At 33.3% G+C, this 16,623-nt stretch carries 19 protein-coding genes; 4 read left to right on the forward strand and 15 right to left on the reverse strand.

The annotated features are described in order from the left end of the window. Window positions 1-11: 11 nt before the first annotated feature. Both CXF54_RS07585 and CXF54_RS07590 read left to right on the forward strand, forming a co-directional pair. Window positions 12-1,511, forward strand: a complete 1,500-nt coding sequence (locus tag CXF54_RS07585; RefSeq protein ID WP_101203083.1) for a sensor histidine kinase — start codon at window positions 12-14, stop codon at window positions 1,509-1,511. Then, window positions 1,504-1,902 (forward strand): two-component system response regulator, encoded by a 399-nt coding sequence (locus tag CXF54_RS07590; RefSeq protein ID WP_101203084.1) that lies wholly within the window; start codon window positions 1,504-1,506, stop codon window positions 1,900-1,902. The genes CXF54_RS07585 and CXF54_RS07590 overlap by 8 nt, the downstream gene beginning before the upstream one ends. Here the strand turns inward: CXF54_RS07590 and CXF54_RS07595 are convergent. The 14 genes from CXF54_RS07595 to CXF54_RS07660 all read right to left on the reverse strand — a co-directional run bounded on the left by CXF54_RS07595 (window position 1,899) and on the right by CXF54_RS07660 (window position 14,085). Beyond that, window positions 1,899-2,276: a VOC family protein gene (locus tag CXF54_RS07595; RefSeq protein ID WP_101203085.1), complete on the reverse strand. Its 378-nt coding sequence runs from the start codon at window positions 2,274-2,276 to the stop codon at window positions 1,899-1,901. The genes CXF54_RS07590 and CXF54_RS07595 overlap by 4 nt on opposite strands. 2 nt (window positions 2,277-2,278) lie before the next feature. Beyond that, the gene (locus CXF54_RS07600; RefSeq protein WP_101203086.1) at window positions 2,279-2,845 is read right to left on the reverse strand and encodes a hypothetical protein; all 567 of its coding nucleotides are present in this window, start codon (window positions 2,843-2,845) and stop codon (window positions 2,279-2,281) included. A gap of 2 nt (window positions 2,846-2,847) precedes the next feature. Further along, a complete protein-coding gene (locus CXF54_RS07605; RefSeq protein WP_232782591.1) occupies window positions 2,848-3,384 on the reverse strand; it encodes a M23 family metallopeptidase in 537 nt (178 codons plus the stop codon). 61 nt (window positions 3,385-3,445) lie between these two features. Further along, window positions 3,446-3,913 carry a hypothetical protein gene (locus CXF54_RS07610; RefSeq protein WP_101203088.1) on the reverse strand — a complete coding sequence of 156 codons (468 nt, stop codon included), beginning with the start codon at window positions 3,911-3,913 and terminating at the stop codon, window positions 3,446-3,448. Window positions 3,914-3,916: 3 nt separating this feature from the next. Then, a complete protein-coding gene (locus CXF54_RS07615; protein WP_101203089.1) occupies window positions 3,917-5,314 on the reverse strand; it encodes a M20/M25/M40 family metallo-hydrolase in 1,398 nt (465 codons plus the stop codon). A 222-nt stretch (window positions 5,315-5,536) separates the two neighbouring features. Continuing rightward, window positions 5,537-6,415 carry a PPK2 family polyphosphate kinase gene (locus tag CXF54_RS07620; protein ID WP_090839015.1) on the reverse strand — a complete coding sequence of 293 codons (879 nt, stop codon included), beginning with the start codon at window positions 6,413-6,415 and terminating at the stop codon, window positions 5,537-5,539. Window positions 6,416-6,421: 6 nt separating this feature from the next. Continuing rightward, on the reverse strand, window positions 6,422-7,585 hold the full coding sequence (locus tag CXF54_RS07625) for a sigma-54-dependent transcriptional regulator (RefSeq protein ID WP_090839013.1): 1,164 nt from the start codon (window positions 7,583-7,585) through the stop codon (window positions 6,422-6,424). Next, complete coding sequence (locus CXF54_RS07630) at window positions 7,585-8,469, reverse strand: DUF6268 family outer membrane beta-barrel protein (RefSeq protein ID WP_101203090.1); 885 nt, start codon at window positions 8,467-8,469, stop codon at window positions 7,585-7,587. The genes CXF54_RS07625 and CXF54_RS07630 overlap by 1 nt, the downstream gene beginning before the upstream one ends. A gap of 11 nt (window positions 8,470-8,480) precedes the next feature. Continuing rightward, complete coding sequence (locus CXF54_RS07635) at window positions 8,481-9,431, reverse strand: mechanosensitive ion channel family protein (RefSeq protein ID WP_101203091.1); 951 nt, start codon at window positions 9,429-9,431, stop codon at window positions 8,481-8,483. 11 nt (window positions 9,432-9,442) lie between these two features. Beyond that, a complete protein-coding gene (locus tag CXF54_RS07640) occupies window positions 9,443-10,756 on the reverse strand; it encodes an ABC transporter permease (protein ID WP_101203092.1) in 1,314 nt (437 codons plus the stop codon). Between the two features lie 2 nt (window positions 10,757-10,758). Further along, window positions 10,759-11,682: an ABC transporter ATP-binding protein gene (locus CXF54_RS07645; RefSeq protein ID WP_090839005.1), complete on the reverse strand. Its 924-nt coding sequence runs from the start codon at window positions 11,680-11,682 to the stop codon at window positions 10,759-10,761. Between the two features lie 292 nt (window positions 11,683-11,974). Then, complete coding sequence (locus tag CXF54_RS15790; protein WP_101203093.1) at window positions 11,975-12,190, reverse strand: hypothetical protein; 216 nt, start codon at window positions 12,188-12,190, stop codon at window positions 11,975-11,977. Between the two features lie 199 nt (window positions 12,191-12,389). After that, complete coding sequence (dnaJ, locus tag CXF54_RS07655; protein ID WP_101203094.1) at window positions 12,390-13,514, reverse strand: molecular chaperone DnaJ; 1,125 nt, start codon at window positions 13,512-13,514, stop codon at window positions 12,390-12,392. Window positions 13,515-13,521: 7 nt separating this feature from the next. Next, on the reverse strand, window positions 13,522-14,085 hold the full coding sequence (locus tag CXF54_RS07660) for a nucleotide exchange factor GrpE (RefSeq protein WP_090838998.1): 564 nt from the start codon (window positions 14,083-14,085) through the stop codon (window positions 13,522-13,524). Between the two features lie 166 nt (window positions 14,086-14,251). On the opposite strand from CXF54_RS07660, the gene CXF54_RS07665 reads away from it, so the two are divergent. Both CXF54_RS07665 and CXF54_RS07670 read left to right on the forward strand, forming a co-directional pair. Then, window positions 14,252-14,899, forward strand: a complete 648-nt coding sequence (locus tag CXF54_RS07665; RefSeq protein ID WP_090838996.1) for a YceI family protein — start codon at window positions 14,252-14,254, stop codon at window positions 14,897-14,899. Between the two features lie 403 nt (window positions 14,900-15,302). Beyond that, complete coding sequence (locus tag CXF54_RS07670; RefSeq protein ID WP_317044432.1) at window positions 15,303-15,899, forward strand: RluA family pseudouridine synthase; 597 nt, start codon at window positions 15,303-15,305, stop codon at window positions 15,897-15,899. A 22-nt stretch (window positions 15,900-15,921) separates the two neighbouring features. Here the strand turns inward: CXF54_RS07670 and CXF54_RS07675 are convergent, their stop codons facing one another. Then, window positions 15,922-16,587 (reverse strand): M15 family metallopeptidase, encoded by a 666-nt coding sequence (locus CXF54_RS07675; RefSeq protein WP_101203096.1) that lies wholly within the window; start codon window positions 16,585-16,587, stop codon window positions 15,922-15,924. Between the last annotated feature and the right edge of the window lie 36 nt (window positions 16,588-16,623).

Consider the following 16,623-nt stretch of genomic DNA (forward strand, 5'->3'; position numbering starts at 1 on the left):
ATCCCTTAAACATGTCTACTGATACGTCCCCTACTATATTATCAGACGAAATCCATGATAAAGATTTTTTATCTACAATTGAAGACTCATTAGCTATTGGCTCTTGGGACCTTGATGTAACTTCTAATACTTTAAAATGGAGCTCTTTCACAAAAAAAATTCATGAAGTAGCAGCAGATTATACTCCAGAAGTTAGTCAAGCTATCTTTTTTTATAAGGAAGGCGCACATCGCGAAAAAATAACGCTTCTATTTCAAGCTGCATTAGAAACTGGACAACAATTTGATGACGAGTTTATAATTGTTACAGCTAAAGGAAACGAAAAATGGGTCAGAGCAATAGGACATCCTAAATGGGAAAATAATATTTGCACCGGAATTAGAGGGATATTTCAAGACATTACAGAAAAAACTTTAGAAACAAAAAAAACCGTTATAAAAGAGAAACAGTTTAGATCGCTTTTTGACTATTCTCTAACTGGGATGGCATTACTAAGTCTAGAAGGTCATTGGTTAAAAGTAAATCATGGTATATGCAAACTGTTAGGCTACACAGAACAGGAGTTTTTAAACACACATTTTAAAGAACATACCCATTTAGACGATCAAAAAAAAGGACAAAAAGAATTAAAACTAATGCTTTCTGACCAATTAGATAATTATCAAATTGAAAAACGTTATTTACATAAAAATGGCTCTAGCGTACATTGTATTTTGTCACTGACAATAGTAAGGGATAGCGATAGAAAACCAAAACATTTTATTGCGAATATTAATGATATCTCAGAAATTAAAAAAGGAAAAAATAAAATAACGGACCTATTAACGGTTAGCTCTAAGCAAAACGAAAGGTTATTAAATTTTGCCCATATTGTATCTCATAATTTAAGATCACATGGTGGTAATTTAGACATGCTTTTAAAATTAAAGAAAGAAGAATATCCTGAAGTTATTACTAACGAATATTTTCCATTAATCGAGCAAGCTGTTGAAAACCTAAACGAAACCATTCAAAACTTGAATGATGTTGCTATATATAACTCTTTAGACAACAACAAACTAGAACCCCTAAATATACTGCAGTATACCAATAATGCACTAAGCACTATTAATGGTGTTATAATCGCAAACCAAGTTGACTTAGACATTATTGTAGATAAAAACATTACAATTAAAGCCATACCTGCTTATTTAGATAGCATTATTATAAATCTATTAACCAATGCTATTAAATATAAAAGACCTGGTGTAAACCCTAAAATAGAAATTGAAGCCTTACAAACAGAATCTCATGTTATGTATTCTATCACTGATAACGGTTTAGGTATTGATTTAGAAAAGCATAGCACCAAACTATTTGGAATGTATAACGTGTTTCATAAACATAAAGAAGCAAGAGGACTTGGGCTATTTATTGTAAAAAATCAGATTGAAGCACTGGGCGGAACAGTGGAAGTGGAAAGTACTGTAGGAGAAGGTACTAAATTTATAATCTATTTTAATTATGAATAATTCGTTAGACTTAATTTGTATCATCGACGATGATCCTATTTACACTTTTGCTGTCCGAAAACTATTGAAAATAAATAATTTTTCGGATAATCAACTTGTATTTAAAAATGGAAAAGAAGCATTAGATGGGCTAATTACTATGCAAAATAAAAAAGACAGTTTACCTGATGTAATCCTATTAGACATAAATATGCCTATCATGGATGGATGGGAATTTTTAGAAGCATTTAAAATTAGTAATTTTAATAAAGACATTCCAATTTTTATAACAAGCTCTTCTGTGGACAATCTAGATATTAGAAAAGCAACAACTAATACATTAGTTAACGGTTATATTAGCAAACCGCTTAATAATCAAAGTTTACAAGAAATAAAACGTAAATGTCTTTAAATATTTTGATAAAAGGTTAATCCATTTTTATATAAATCGTAAAACGCAAACTCTCTAGTTTGCCAATCTGTATTCACTACAGCTGTTTCTGGATGAAACAGCTCTTTATCCTTTAGCTCTTCAAACAAACTATCTACATATTGCGTTACAATACGAAGCATTGGTCTGTCTACATTAAAATCCCAATCCTTATCGTCTCGCCATTGTAAATGAATCTCTATATGGTCACGTTTAATACCTGCGTATTTTGGATCTTTTGGATCGTCCGCAAAAGCGATTTCAAACCCAAGTTTTTGAGTATAAAAAAATAAGGCAGCTAACATATTCTGTACCGGTAAAACGGGATGAATTTGATGTAATGTTGGTCTATTCATGCTTAATCTTGTTTTACTTTACCCGAAAAATGATTCACTTTTGGACTGATTGGATTTCCTGTGATCCGTCTAAATGATGCTATTTGTCCACAATGCCATATAGAATCTGCTATTGGACCATTAATATTATTCCAAAATGGAATTCTACTTGATCCAAATATGATTTCAAATTCTGAAATATCTTCACTTACTCTTAATATATCAGCTGCTTGTTTTAAATTATTCAACGCTGCGCTACGTTGTGCTTCAAAATCCAACACAGTGTTGTCCTTAACGTTTTCTTGTTTTAACGTCGAATTTAAAACGATTATTGATAGCTCATAAATATGCTTTACCGTTTCTCCCGTTGTCCTAACAGAATCAGATGGCTTGTAAACTAAATCTGCTTCCGTTAATCCATCAGTAGCATGATAAAATCGAAATCCTAAAGCATCTACTTGTCTTGCTGCAACTGTACCAGCAGTAAACGTTTTTGATGCTTCTGGCAATTCATAATAGGGTAACTCTTTGGTTTGCGAAAGCATTGTAGTTGTTATAATTAAGGTTATAAAAAATAATTTTGTTTTCATTTTTATCTATTATTATTAATATAATTTGTTGGATCTAAATACCCTTCTGTATCAGAAGAATATCCTAGACCAATTGGCATGTTTAGAGCATCTCTTACCTCTAAATGCAAATGTGCTAAATAAGTACCATCCGCTGTCCCGATTGCCCCAATAACAGTTCCTTTTGTAATGTATTGGCCTTTTACTACTGATATGGATTGACAATGTGCATATACCGATTCAATTTTAGACTGATCAGGATTATAATGTACAATTCTAATCACATTACCCCAACCACCTTTTATATCTTCTGCAAAAGACACATACCCATTTGCTATAGCATATATCGGATCTCCTAAATCCGTATTACCGCCTCCAACACCATTCCAATCATCTCCTAAATGATAATTCTCTTGAAAACCTTGCGCATTGTAATACTGTTTTGCATCTGGTTTACCTACAGGAAAATCGTAACCATTAGTCACTTTAAAAGTGTCTACCTCCACTGTTTTAAGTTTTAGCGCATCTGCTGTTATATTTTGCTTTTTAATACCGACCATTACTTCTCTTTCTTTTTTACATTGAAAAAAAAGCACACAAAATAAAAACAGCAACTTATGGTTATTCCACATCGTCCTCTGTATTTAGAATACCATCAGGTCCTTTTGAAACTAAGGAATAAGTTAAACCATCTTCTGTGACAACATAATAAAAGGCATTATCCCATACATCTAAAGTTAAGTCTCTATGTAGAGGGTTGTTTCTAATAATTGTGCTTAACTGTTTTGGGTATGTATTGAATTGTTTTTTTTCGGCCTTTAGCAATTCATGAATCTGCGTCATCTGCTTAGTCATTGCATTTTGGTTTTTATTTATGGAAAACAGAAACCAAACTGGAATAATCAACACTACAAGCAACAACAACATTCTTAACATAATTTTGTCTGACGGATAAATCATAAGCTGTTTGGGTAGCCCATGTTCCTTTTCGTATTTACGTTGTGCTTTTTTCTTTTTCCAGAATTTATAATCGGCAAAAAACAGATAGATCTCTAAAAAACCCTCTAATAAAAAAGTTAAAAAATCCAATTCCTAATCTTTAAATTCCTTAACCTGAGGGATATTACTTGTCCCGTATTTATCAAACAAATACACTAAACTTGTCATTGTTGCTGCACCAAGTTCCAACTCACGTTTATTTACTGCGTCAAATGTATCGTTTGCTGCGTGATGATGATCAAAATAACGCTGAGAATCTGGACGTAAACCAGCCATGACAATTGTTTCATTTTTTAATGGACCAATGTCTGCTCCGCTATACCCTTTTTCAAAATAATGAATTAAATAAGGTTTGAATAAAGACTCCCAACCTAACACTTTATTTAATGCTGCTTCACTGCAATCAAAACTAAACCCACGAGGAGAAAACCCTCCAGAATCACTCTCTAAAGCAAAGACATGATTTTCGTTTTTACGTAGTGCTTCTTCTGCATATTTTTTTCCACCACGTAATCCGTTTTCTTCATTCATGAATAACACGACTCTGATAGTACGTTTTGGTTTGATACCGCTTTCTTTTAATAACCTGATAACATCCATAGATTGTACTACTCCTGCACCATCGTCATGAGATCCGTCTCCTAAATCCCACGAGTCTAAATGTCCTCCAACAACCATAAACTCGTCTGGAAATTCGCTTCCTGTAATTTCTCCGATAACATTGTAGGATAAAACATCTTCAAATACTTGACAACTTTGTTTAAAATAGAATTTTAAATTATTGTCTTTTAATAAAGCTTCTGACAATTTATTAGCATCATTTGTACTTATTGCTGCAGATGGCACACGTTGCTCATTTGGCAAATCCATATACCCCATGCTTCCTGTATGTGGCAAATCGTCTTGACGTAAATTTAACGAACGGACAATTACACCAACTGCTCCTAGTTTACCAGCCTCATAAGCACCTGCATAACGTTGTTTAGAACACCCACCGTAAGCTTCAAACGTGTGTATTAATTCAGGATTCATAGCACCATTAAAAAACACTATTTTTCCTTTTACTTTTTCTCCAAGTTCCGCTAGCTCTTCAAAGCTTTTAACTTCTATTACTTGTGCTTCCAATCCTGAAGTAGACGTTGCTACAGAACCTCCTAATGCACAAATATTAACATCTAAGGTTGTATTATTGGTTGTAAAGTGCGCGACTTCTTTTGCGCCACGCTCCCATTTTGGAACCATTACTTCTTGCAACCATACTTTGTCTAATCCTAATTTCTCCAATTCAGATTTTGTGTATTGCACTGCCTTTTCTGCACTTGCAGATCCTGACAAGCGTCCTCCTATTTTATTAGACAAATGATCTAACCATTGGTAAGCTTTACCATTAGTTAATGATTGGCTGTAAATAGTTTTTAATGCGTCTTGATCCGATTGTCCTGAGACGGTAATGGATAGTAATAATGCAAAAAGAATTGCTAGTTTTTTCATGGTTGGGAATTTTACTTTAAAGATAGTATTTATATATGAAAAGACCTGATAGAAATTTAATCCTATCAGGCCTCCTGTTTTATTTTGATTAACCGCTTTAGTTGTTTTTTAAGATCAAGCGGTTTGCGTTAGCGATTGAAATGGCATCCTTTTTTTGCTGCCACAAATGGCAAAAAAAGATATAATGGAAAGCGCGACCCTTGTGGTAACGCCCTGATTATACTATTCGTTATTTAATTGCTCTCTGTACAAATGTAAATTAGCTTTGGTTTTATCGTCCAAATCTGGCTCTTTTATATCTGTGTATTGCTTTAATGTATCGTATAAAATTTGCGCTACAGCCAATCGTGCTGTAGGCTTATCATCTGCAGGAATGTTATACCAAGGCGCATAGTCTGTACTTGTTCTGTTAATGGCATCCTGATAACAATCCATGTATTTGTCCCAAAGTTTACGTTCTTTTAGATCGCCTGCTGAGAACTTCCAATTTTTTTCTTGCTTGTCTAAACGACGCAGTAATCTGTTACGTTGCTCGTCTTTTGACAGATTCATGAAGAATTTAAAAACCAGTGTTCCGTTGTCTGTCAAATGCTTTTCAAAATTATTGATTTGCTCAAAACGTTTGTCCCAAAAGGCCTCGTTTACATCATCAATACTTTTTACAAACGGTAATTTTTCTCCTAAAATATACTCAGGATGGACGCGTGTTACTAGTACGTTTTCATAATGTGTACGGTTATGAACGCCAAATTTACCACGTGCCGGAAGCTTTATATAGTGCCTCCAAAGGTAGTCGTGTTTAAGCTCTAATTCTGTAGGAACTTTAAAACTCATTACCTCAACACCTCTGGCATTAAAATCTTTAAAAACTTCGCGTATTAAACTGTCTTTTCCTGACGTGTCCATACCTTGTAAGCATACTAAAACCGAATATTTACCGTGCGCATACATGGTGTCTTGCAGTTTACCTAGTTGGCGTCTTACTTTGCGTAAAGCGTCCTCTGTAGTGTCTTTGTCTGCTTCTAAGTCCAATTTACTTGGCAGGTCACTAAGCTTAATTTTTGAAGTGATTTTATGATCTTTAATTTGGATGTCTTTCATGCTGTTTTATTTACTTGCAAATAATTTTACGTCTTGCTCACTCACCTCTGCTGCTCCTAATATTATTAATCTTTCTACAACATTACGCAACTCTCTAATGTTACCTGTCCAGTCGTAATCTTGTAATAATTTTATGGCTTTAGCCGAAAATGATTTATGTGCAGTACCTTGCTCTTCTGCAATTTTTGCGGAAAAATGATTAATTAATAACGGGATATCCTCTCTTCTCTCGTTTAAAGCAGGCACTTTAACTAGTATTACCGCTAATCTGTGGTATAAATCCTCACGGAAATTACCATCTGCGATTTCCTTTTTTAAATTTTTATTGGTTGCTGCAACGACACGTACGTTTACTTTTATATCCTTATCGCTACCAACACGTTGGATGCGACTTTCTTGTAAAGCACGTAATACTTTTGCTTGAGCAGATAGACTCATATCACCAATTTCGTCAAGAAAAATGGTTCCGCCATTAGCCGCTTCAAATTTACCAGCTCTGTCTTTTGCTGCACTTGTAAACGCCCCTTTTACGTGACCAAAAAGCTCACTTTCTATTAACTCTGACGGTATTGCTGCACAGTTAACCTCTATCATTGGTGCTTTTGCACGTGTACTTTTTTCGTGTAACCAGTGTGCTACAAGCTCTTTACCTGTTCCGTTTGGTCCAGTTATTAAAACTCTTGCATCCGTTGGTGCCACTTTATCTATAATATCTTTGATTTGAGAAATAGCGTCGCTATTACCAATCATTTCGTACTTTTTGCTAACTTTTCTTTTTAAAATTTTGTTTTCTATAACTAGTTCTTTTCTGTCTAGCGCGTTACGTACGGTGTTTAATAAACGGTTTAAATCTGGCGGCTTTGAGATATAATCAAAAGCCCCTAAACGCATTGTATTTACAGCTGTATCTAGATCTCCGTGACCAGAGATCATAACCATTGGTATTTCTGGTTTAATCTTTTTTGCTGCTTCTAACACCTCAACACCATCCATTTTTGGCATTTTAATGTCACACAGAATTAAATCGTAATCTTCTTTTTTAATTTTATTGATACCAACTAATCCATCCTCAGCTTCTTCTACTTGATAGGTATCGTTTTCCTCCGAAAGGATTTTAACTAATACTCTCCTAATTGCTGCTTCGTCCTCTATTACTAAAATTTTTGGCATTATATTTTAAATTTAAATCCTGTTCTTAAATAAAATGTATTGACGTTGTCAAGCTTAAATACATCTTCTCTGTTCTCGTCTCTTAACCTATTACTCATACTTAATGTGTAACCTGTATAAGCGTACCATACTAAATGGTCCGTAAAACAATACTCATACCCAATACCTGCTAATATTAATGATAATGAGACGCTATCCGCATCCTTGCCATCAATTGAAAAACGCTCTTGTGTGTTGGCAAAATAACCATCAATCCCTACAAAGGTTTGGATGATATTATTTTCGTTTATATAATATTTTACATTAGTTTTTGGCACTCCTAAATTATAAGACCATTTCTCGTTAACACGTCTAAAATAACTAACAAAAGGTAGTGGTAATGGTATACCTGTTGTAGTATTATAGGTAAGCCCTAAAACTAATCTATAAGGTTTGTTAGCCGTTTTATCTTTAGTCCTATCGTTAATAGCATAAACCCCTCCATTTAAAAAGATATCGTCTCCTGATATCTTATGTCGTAAAGTAGAAGCTAATCTTGGTGTTATTTTTGCTCCAAATCTCCAATTTTCAGACATTTTAAAAGTGTATCCTAAATTAAAATCTAAAACATGCAAACGTCTTAAATTAGAAGTTGGAAATGGGTAACTATCTTCCAAGTTTAATGTAATTCTACTATACTCACCACCAATTAAAAGGTAAGCATCTTCGCTCATTTTTATAGGGTAATTTAATAGAAACCTAAACCTATCAAAACTGTCTTCAGAATTATTTTTTGGAATATAAGAATACTCTACACGTGCTAAATCTGTTAACTGAGCATTAGCAGTATTAACAGCACTTATTAGGACAAAGACAAACAAGAAAAATTTAAAATGCTTTTGCATAAACAGACTAATTATTTGATTGATATTGAGTTATTTTGATTATTATCTTGAATAATATGGACATCTCTTTGCGGAAATGGTATGGTAATATTATGCTCTCTAAACATTTTGTCAATTGCGAATCTGATTTCGCTTTTTGGAATTCTAGAATTAAAACTATCCTCAATAGTAAAAGCGACTCTAAAATTTAATGCACTATCTCCAAAATCTGTAAATAAGACTGTCGGTGCAGGTTGCTTGAAAACTAATTTACTAGACTTGGCTGCATCCAATAACAACTTTTTAACCAAGTTTACATCACTTCCATAAGCGACACCAACATCTACAGACTCTCTAGTAGTCGACCCGTTTTGAGTCCAGTTATACAAACTATTAGTTAAGTACAAGTGATTAGGTATTACCAATACTTTATTATCAATAGTTACAGCTCTTGTGGTACGCAATTTAATCTCTTCAACACGTCCTACCTTACCATCTATTTCAATAATATCACCAACATGTACAGATTGATCAACAAGTATAAATACTCCAGAAATGATGTCCTGAAATAATGTTTGTAAAGCCAAACCTACACCAATTAATAATGCTGCTGAAGCTGCAAAAACTGCTGTTATATCTATTCCTAAAGAGTCTATTACAACTAAAAAAACAATACCGTAGATAATCCAACGTGCAAATGAAAATACAGTTACAAACTTTGCTTTATCTTCTATTGGTAATTTTTGAGTTACTAGCTTTCTTACCCAGCGCAAGACATAAGTTGTAAGCAATAACACAAGAATAACAAGCAGTAAATATTTTACTTTTAAAATACCTGTGATCTGATCTTGATTATCTGTAAATGTATAGATCTTAATATTTAAAAATTCGACAAGCTTTTCCCACGCAGAACTATCTACAATAGCATCTCCCATCTTCTCTACACCTTCCTCAATTTTGTCTGCGACTTTACTCTCTTGCATTCTATTATTTATTAATATCTAATCCACTTTAACAACTCTTTATACGTTGGTTTTTTTCCGTACATTAAAATACCAACTCTATAAATTTTTGCTGCAAACCATACAGTTCCCATAAATGTCCCTATTAGTAATAACAACGACACTATTTGTTGCCAAATTGGCACTCCAAACGGTATCCTCATTAACATTACAACTGGAGATGTAAACGGTATAAACGAAAATATAGTACTTACCGTACCATGTGGATCCTCAATTACTGTAAACATACCTACATAAACTGCTAAAATTAATGGCATTAAAATAGGCAACATAAATTGTTGTGTATCTGTTTCGTTATCTACTGCTGCACCAATTGCTGCATATAAAGAGGCATATAACAAGTACCCACTAATAAAAAACAGTAGAAAAGCAATAACCAAATTGGCTAACGGTAAATTATAAAAAGCTGTAAATAAACTTTGTACTTTTTCTCCCGTCCCTGGATTATCCATAGCCTGAAGCATTAACTCTTGCTGCGGTGCTTGTGCTTGCGCGAAGTCTATCCCGAAAATAGCTGATACAACCGTTAGTAAAACACCTCCTAAAATAATCCAAATTACAAACTGAGTAATTCCGGCTAAAGACGTTCCTATAATTTTACCTAACATTAATTGTATTGGCTTTACTGAAGAAATTATAACCTCTATAATTCGGCTTGTTTTTTCTTCAATAACACTTCGCATAATCATGTTACCGTAAATAATAATAAACATGAATAACAGATAACCTGCTGCACCACCAAATGCCAGTTTAACAACACTATCTATCTTGGAAGACTTTACACCTGTAAAGTTTTCTTGTGCAATATCAATACTAATTTTAGAAGCTTTTATGGTTGCTAAGTCAATTCCTTTTTGAGCCATATTTTGATTAGTAAGCTCCTTTTCTATTTTATTTTCTAAAGAAGAAATAACAGAAAGTGATGGAGACTCTTCAGAATAAAACTGAACAGCACTGCCTACGTTGTCAAAATTCTGAATCTTATTAACGTGCAACAATCCATAATTACCCTGTTCTTCGACTAGCTTTTTAGCATTGTCAAGTGTAAGTCCCGTTAACACATTATACTTTGTGTTTTCTGTATCTATAAACGCTTCAGTTAAAAAACCTGAATCGTCTAAAACAGAAATTGTTCGTTGCTTATTGTTATTCATTTGTGATAAATACATCACAACAGTAATTAACGCAATCATAATTAACGGACTAAGTACAGTCATTATTAAAAATGATTTGTTCTTAACCTTGGTTAAGTATTCGCGTTGTATAATAAGTGGAAGATGATTCATAATTAGTTATTCTTTACAGTTTGAATAAAAATATCGTTAGCACTAGGAATAACTTCTACGAAATGAGAAATTTGTCCTTGATTATTTAAATAGCTTAATAAGTCGTTAGCAGATTCATTATCTGACAACTTAATATTAAGTTTTAAATCGTCACCAAGTGTTTTAAATTCGGCTGGCGTAACACTAAACTTACTAGCTAACTCTTGTTCTAATCCACTATTATTAGGATTAATACCTATTTGAAATGTATTAGTTTTAAACTGACGTTTAATATCCATTAAATTACCGTCCAATACTTTATTAGATTTATGTATTAATGCTATATGATCACACAACTCTTCTACAGACTCCATACGGTGTGTAGAAAAAATAACAGTTGCTCCATTATCACGTAGTCTTAAAATCTCATCTTTAATTAGATTAGCGTTTATTGGATCAAATCCAGAAAAAGGCTCGTCAAAGATTAATAATTTAGGCTCGTGTAAAACGGTAACAACAAATTGAATTTTTTGAGCCATACCTTTGGATAACTCTTGTATTTTTTTATTCCACCAATCTCCAATCTCCAAACGCTCAAACCACATTTTTAGTCGTTTTTTAGCTTCTGCCTTTTGCATTCCTTTTAGTTGCGCCAAGTATAACGCTTGCTCTCCAACCTTCATAGACTTATATAAACCACGCTCCTCAGGTAAGTACCCAATATCTCTAACATGATGATTTTTAAGAGCTTCTCCATCTAACAAAACATGTCCAGAATCTGGCATTGTTATTTGGTTAATAACTCTAATTAAAGTTGTTTTTCCTGCTCCATTTGGTCCTAGTAAACCAAAAATACTGCCTTTAGGCACAGTTATAGACACATTATTAAGTGCAGTAAAGTTTCCAAAATTCTTAGATACTTGATGCACCTCTAAAAGGTTGCTCATAGATTTTTAAAATTGATTAGTACGACTGCTTATAGCGCGCTTTGTAAATATAGAAAATGTTAAAATAGTATCGTAATAGATTTACTTATTTTTAACTAGGTGTAACCAATTTTATTATAAACACTTTAATCTTTAAGACAACTACACCAGAGGTATCACCTTGGCTATAACTAGCATCCAAAAATTAGAAAAAGTATCTAGTAGAAAATTAAAGGTTAATCTGCTATCATCTTGCATTGCAATCTGCTTTGGGATTAATTCGACTAGTTTACTTTTGTTCGAGCTATGCGCTTCAAAAAGTAAAAGCCCCCCTATTACCATCTTGGATCCCAACCTGCGTTGGGATTAATTCGACTAGTTTACTTTTGTTCGCGCTATGCGCTTCAAAAGTAAAAGCCCCCCTATTACCATCTTGGATCTCAACCTGCGTTGGGATTAATTCGACTAGTTTACTTTTGTTCGCGCTATGCGCTTCAAAAGTAAAAGTCTTATTAAAAACAAAACCCACCCTTTAAATAAATAAAGGATGGGAAAAAATTGCTATGAAAAAGAAAAATTATCACTAGCTAGGCTAGCGATATATCAAATATAATATTTTTTATTAAACTAAGATGTTAAATGATTTAAATAGTTAAACAAAAGGCAAAAAAAATCCGCTTTTTACAGCGGATTTTCTTACTAATCATATAACTAAGATACTGTTTAAATTAAGAAAACATATCTTTTACTTTCTCGAAAAACGACTTATCACTGCGTTCCGGCTTAGGTGAAAAATGTTCGTCCTCACGCATACTTTCAAAGAAATCTTTTTGTTTTTTGTTTAACGTTTTTGGCGTCCAAACATTAACATGTACTAATAAATCTCCTTTTCCGTAACCGTTTATGCTAGGAATACCTTTTCCGCGTAAGCGTAATATTTTTCCTGATTGCATACCTGCTTCAATCTTAATACGCACTTTTCCAGTAACTGTATCAATCTCTTTAGAGTTACCTAAAATAGCATCTGGTAAGCTTACATAAAGATCATAATGTAAATTATCTCCTTCACGTTGTAAAGACTCATGCGCTTCTTCTTCTATAGCTACTAATAAATCTCCAGAAACGCCATTACCTGGTGCTTCGTTACCTTTACCAGAAACTTTAAGCTGCATACCATCTACTACACCTGCAGGAATATTTACAGGAATAGTTTCTTCTTTAGCTATCATACCTTGTGCATCTGCCTCACTAGGTTTTTTATCTATAGTTTGACCTGCTCCTCCACAAGTTGTACAAGGAGATGCCGTTTGCATACGTCCTAAAATAGTATTTGTAACTCTAGTAACTTGACCAGAACCATTACAAGTATTACACGTTTTATATGTAGTTCCTGGTGCTTGAACTTTACGTTTTACTTTTATTTTTTTCTCAACACCATTAGCAATTTCTTCTAGTGTTAGTTTTAAACGTACACGTAAGTTACTTCCTTTAACACGACGTTGTTGTCCGCCACCAAAACCAGAGAAACCACCTCCTCCGAAGCCTCCGCCTCCAAAGATATCTCCAAACTGACTAAAGATGTCGTCCATATTCATACCACCACCGCTGTAGCCACCGCCACCGCCTCCTTCGAAAGCTTGGTGTCCATATTGGTCGTAACGTGCCTTTTTATTCTCGTCGCTTAGTATTTCATAAGCTTCAGCTGCTTCTTTAAATTTAGACTCAGCGTCTTTATCATCCGGATTTTTATCTGGATGAAATTCGATTGCTTTTTTACGGTACCCTTTTTTTATCTCAGCTTGTGTCGCTGATTTGTTAATACCTAATATTTCGTAAAAATCTCTTTTAGCCATACTTATATTATTGTCCTATAATTACTTTAGGAAAACGTATAACAGTCTCGCCTAGTTTATATCCTTTTTCAATAACGTCTATAATCTTACCTTTTAAATCTGCTGTAGGTGCAGGTATTTGCGTTATAGCTTCATGATGATCTGCATTAAATGTATCTCCTGCTCTAACTTCAATTGTAGCCAAACCTTTTTGTTGTAATGCGTTTAATAATTTGTTATAAATTAATAAAACACCTTTACGTAACTCTTCAGCTTCTTTATCTTCATCAATATGTAATAAAGCACGTTCAAAATCATCCAAAATTGGCAACATTGACACCATTACATCTTTACTTGCTGTTTGAAACAATTCCACACGCTCTCTAGACGTACGTTTTTTATAGTTTTCAAACTCTGCAAAAAGACGTAAAAACTTATCTTTTTCTTGTTGTAAATCTACCGTTAATTGATCCTCTACAGATAATTGCTCTACCACTTCCGCTTCTTCTGGTGTTGTAGTTGTATCTGATTGATTAGAAGTTGTATTCACTTCTTCTTCTATGTCTGCTTCTCTTTTAGTTTTCTTGCTCATTGTTGTACTTAATTTAAAATACTGTAATTGGGATGGCAAAAGTACTGCCATTACTATAAATAATGCCAAAATGTCATTATTTATTTTAACAAATATTTAATTAGTTTCCATGGAAGATTATTTATATATTTGCATAATAAATCACTAAAGACTAAAAACTTATATCATGAAAAAAATTGTATTAAATCTTTTTGCTGTTGCCATAGTTGGATTAACTGTTGTTGCATGTAAAAGTGACGTTAAGGAAGCAAAAACAGGAGAAGCACAAACTGTTGCACAAAATACTGAAGCTGCTAAATTTAAAGCTGACGCTGCTACTTCTATGATTGTTTGGAAAGCAAACAAAATTGTTGGAGGACACGAAGGAACAATAAACGTATCTAATGGTGTTGCCGAATTTGAAGGAGACAAATTAGTAGGTGGTACTTTTATGTTTGACATTAATACTATTGCATGTACAGATATACCTGCAGATGATGAAGCTAACGGTAAATTAGTTGGTCATTTAAAAGGTGCTGACTTTTTTGACGTTGAAAAATTTGCTACTGCTGCATTTGAAATTACTAAAGTAGAAGGTGATAACGTAAGCGGTAACCTTACTATGAAAGGTATTAAAAAGAATGTAACATTTCCTGCAACAGTAACTGTAACTGGTGACGATGTAACTATTTCAAGTGAAACATTTACTATTGATAGAACGGAATGGAACATCATGTACAACTCTGGTAAATCTTTAGATGCTGCTGCATTGGGAGACAAAATGATTAAAGATGATGTAGAAATCAAAATAGTAGTTAAGGCTAAAAAAGCATAATACTTACTAATTATTTATATTAAAAGCCACAACTTAAGTTGTGGCTTTTTTGATATACGGTCAATTTGACGTTGTCAAGTAATACTAATAACTTTGCAAAAAAATATCATATTAATAGTTATCAAAAGACTTTAAAATTAAACCTATACAAACACATATAGCACCATTACAATCTAATGCAATAAGACTGCAAGACTATGGTGTTGGTCTATTTGAAACCATTACAACTAAGTCTGCATTAAAAAAAACATTAAAAAAGGAGCTAATTACTGTTAATGGAATTACAGCAACTTCTGCAACCTTTATAAAAGGAGGAGAAACTATTACATTATTTGCTTCGGAAAACGAAGGAACAAAAACCAAACTAATCTTTAAATTAAAGGTTTTATTTGAAGACGATTATTTGGCGATTGTACACAAGCCAGCAGGGATTTTAGTTAGCGGAAACACTTTTAAAACTGTTGCTAATGCGCTTACACAAAACTTACAAAAAAGCACACAACCTGATGCCACAATACCGCAACCAGTCCATCGCTTAGATTACGCTACTACTGGTATCTTATTAATAGGAAAAACAAGTAGTAGCATTACTGCTTTAAATAAAATATTTGAAAACAGAGCCATTACAAAAACCTATTACGCAATTACAATCGGTGCTATGCCTGAAAGCGGAAACATTAATGATACTGTAGATGGTAAATATGCTGCTTCAGATTTTAAGGTTTATAACACAGTACCTTCCAAAAGATTTACGACACTAAATTTAGTAAAGCTTCACCCTCAAACCGGACGTAGACATCAACTAAGAAAACATTTAGCTAGTATTGGCAATCCAATTTTGGGAGATAAAACCTATGGAACAGCACCATTAATTTTAAATGGAAAAGGCATGTTTTTACATGCTTACTCTTTAAAATTTACACATCCTTTTACTAATGAAGCACTGTATATAAAGGATGAATTACCTAAAGGTTTTAAAAAGATATTTGTAACAGCATAAAGCGGTATTACCAGTATAGATATTACTCTACAGGAAAATCAAAATACTGGTTACGGTAAGGTTCTCCTCTTAAGGTAAAATGCCACCACTCTTTTGGATAATTCCTAAAACCGTTAGTCAACATGACATGCTGTAACAACTGTCTATTTTCTTGTTGCTTTTTGGTTAACTTATTATTTACAACCCATGATTCTGGGCCAAAAAAATCATAAGGCGTACCCATATCAAGCTCTTCCCCTGTTTCTAAATTAATAATAGTCAAATCTAAAGTACTCCCGCTACTATGTCTAGATTTAGAGGCAATATAACCTTGACTAAATAAATTTCGTTTTTTAACATTTGGATAATACGCTTCTTTTTGTAATGTATCGTTAATTTGTTTAGCCCATCTTACAAAATGATTTACCGCACGTTGTGGTCTATAAGCATCATAAATTTTTATACCTAATCCTTGTGTTTTAAGAGTATCCTGAATTTTGCGCAGTGCTTTAGCTGCCAAATCTGTCATAATAACAACTTCTTTATTATAGCCATCTATTTGTTGTCCTACAAAATTATCATCGTTACAGTATCTTAATTCTACCGCTAGATCATCAATAATATCTTGTGCATATACAAAACCTTCGCGGAGTTGAGCAACACAAATAGTTGTAAAAAATGTTAGTAAAAGAGCTAGAGTAAACTTCATGGTATCTAAATTATAGGCTAAATTTATAAAATAAAA

The sequence above is a fragment of the Olleya sp. 1-3 genome (assembly GCF_002836085.1).
Lineage (GTDB): Bacteria > Bacteroidota > Bacteroidia > Flavobacteriales > Flavobacteriaceae > Olleya > Olleya namhaensis.

Excerpts from the sequence above, each read along its gene's own strand:
- CXF54_RS07585 (WP_101203083.1), top strand. The coding sequence starts at position 12 with ATGTCTACTGATACGTCCCCTACTATATTATCAGACGAAATCCATGAT.
- CXF54_RS07590 (WP_101203084.1), top strand. The coding sequence starts at position 1,504 with ATGAATAATTCGTTAGACTTAATTTGTATCATCGACGATGATCCTATT.
- CXF54_RS07595 (WP_101203085.1), bottom strand. The coding sequence starts at position 2,276 with ATGAATAGACCAACATTACATCAAATTCATCCCGTTTTACCGGTACAG.
- CXF54_RS07600 (WP_101203086.1), bottom strand. The coding sequence starts at position 2,845 with ATGAAAACAAAATTATTTTTTATAACCTTAATTATAACAACTACAATG.
- CXF54_RS07605 (WP_232782591.1), bottom strand. The coding sequence starts at position 3,384 with ATGGTCGGTATTAAAAAGCAAAATATAACAGCAGATGCGCTAAAACTT.
- CXF54_RS07615 (WP_101203089.1), bottom strand. The coding sequence starts at position 5,314 with ATGAAAAAACTAGCAATTCTTTTTGCATTATTACTATCCATTACCGTC.
- CXF54_RS07620 (WP_090839015.1), bottom strand. The coding sequence starts at position 6,415 with ATGAAAGACATCCAAATTAAAGATCATAAAATCACTTCAAAAATTAAG.
- CXF54_RS07625 (WP_090839013.1), bottom strand. The coding sequence starts at position 7,585 with ATGCCAAAAATTTTAGTAATAGAGGACGAAGCAGCAATTAGGAGAGTA.
- CXF54_RS07630 (WP_101203090.1), bottom strand. The coding sequence starts at position 8,469 with ATGCAAAAGCATTTTAAATTTTTCTTGTTTGTCTTTGTCCTAATAAGT.
- CXF54_RS07635 (WP_101203091.1), bottom strand. The coding sequence starts at position 9,431 with ATGCAAGAGAGTAAAGTCGCAGACAAAATTGAGGAAGGTGTAGAGAAG.
- CXF54_RS07640 (WP_101203092.1), bottom strand. The coding sequence starts at position 10,756 with ATGAATCATCTTCCACTTATTATACAACGCGAATACTTAACCAAGGTT.
- CXF54_RS07645 (WP_090839005.1), bottom strand. The coding sequence starts at position 11,682 with ATGAGCAACCTTTTAGAGGTGCATCAAGTATCTAAGAATTTTGGAAAC.
- dnaJ (WP_101203094.1), bottom strand. The coding sequence starts at position 13,514 with ATGGCTAAAAGAGATTTTTACGAAATATTAGGTATTAACAAATCAGCG.
- CXF54_RS07660 (WP_090838998.1), bottom strand. The coding sequence starts at position 14,085 with ATGAGCAAGAAAACTAAAAGAGAAGCAGACATAGAAGAAGAAGTGAAT.
- CXF54_RS07665 (WP_090838996.1), top strand. The coding sequence starts at position 14,252 with ATGAAAAAAATTGTATTAAATCTTTTTGCTGTTGCCATAGTTGGATTA.
- CXF54_RS07675 (WP_101203096.1), bottom strand. The coding sequence starts at position 16,587 with ATGAAGTTTACTCTAGCTCTTTTACTAACATTTTTTACAACTATTTGT.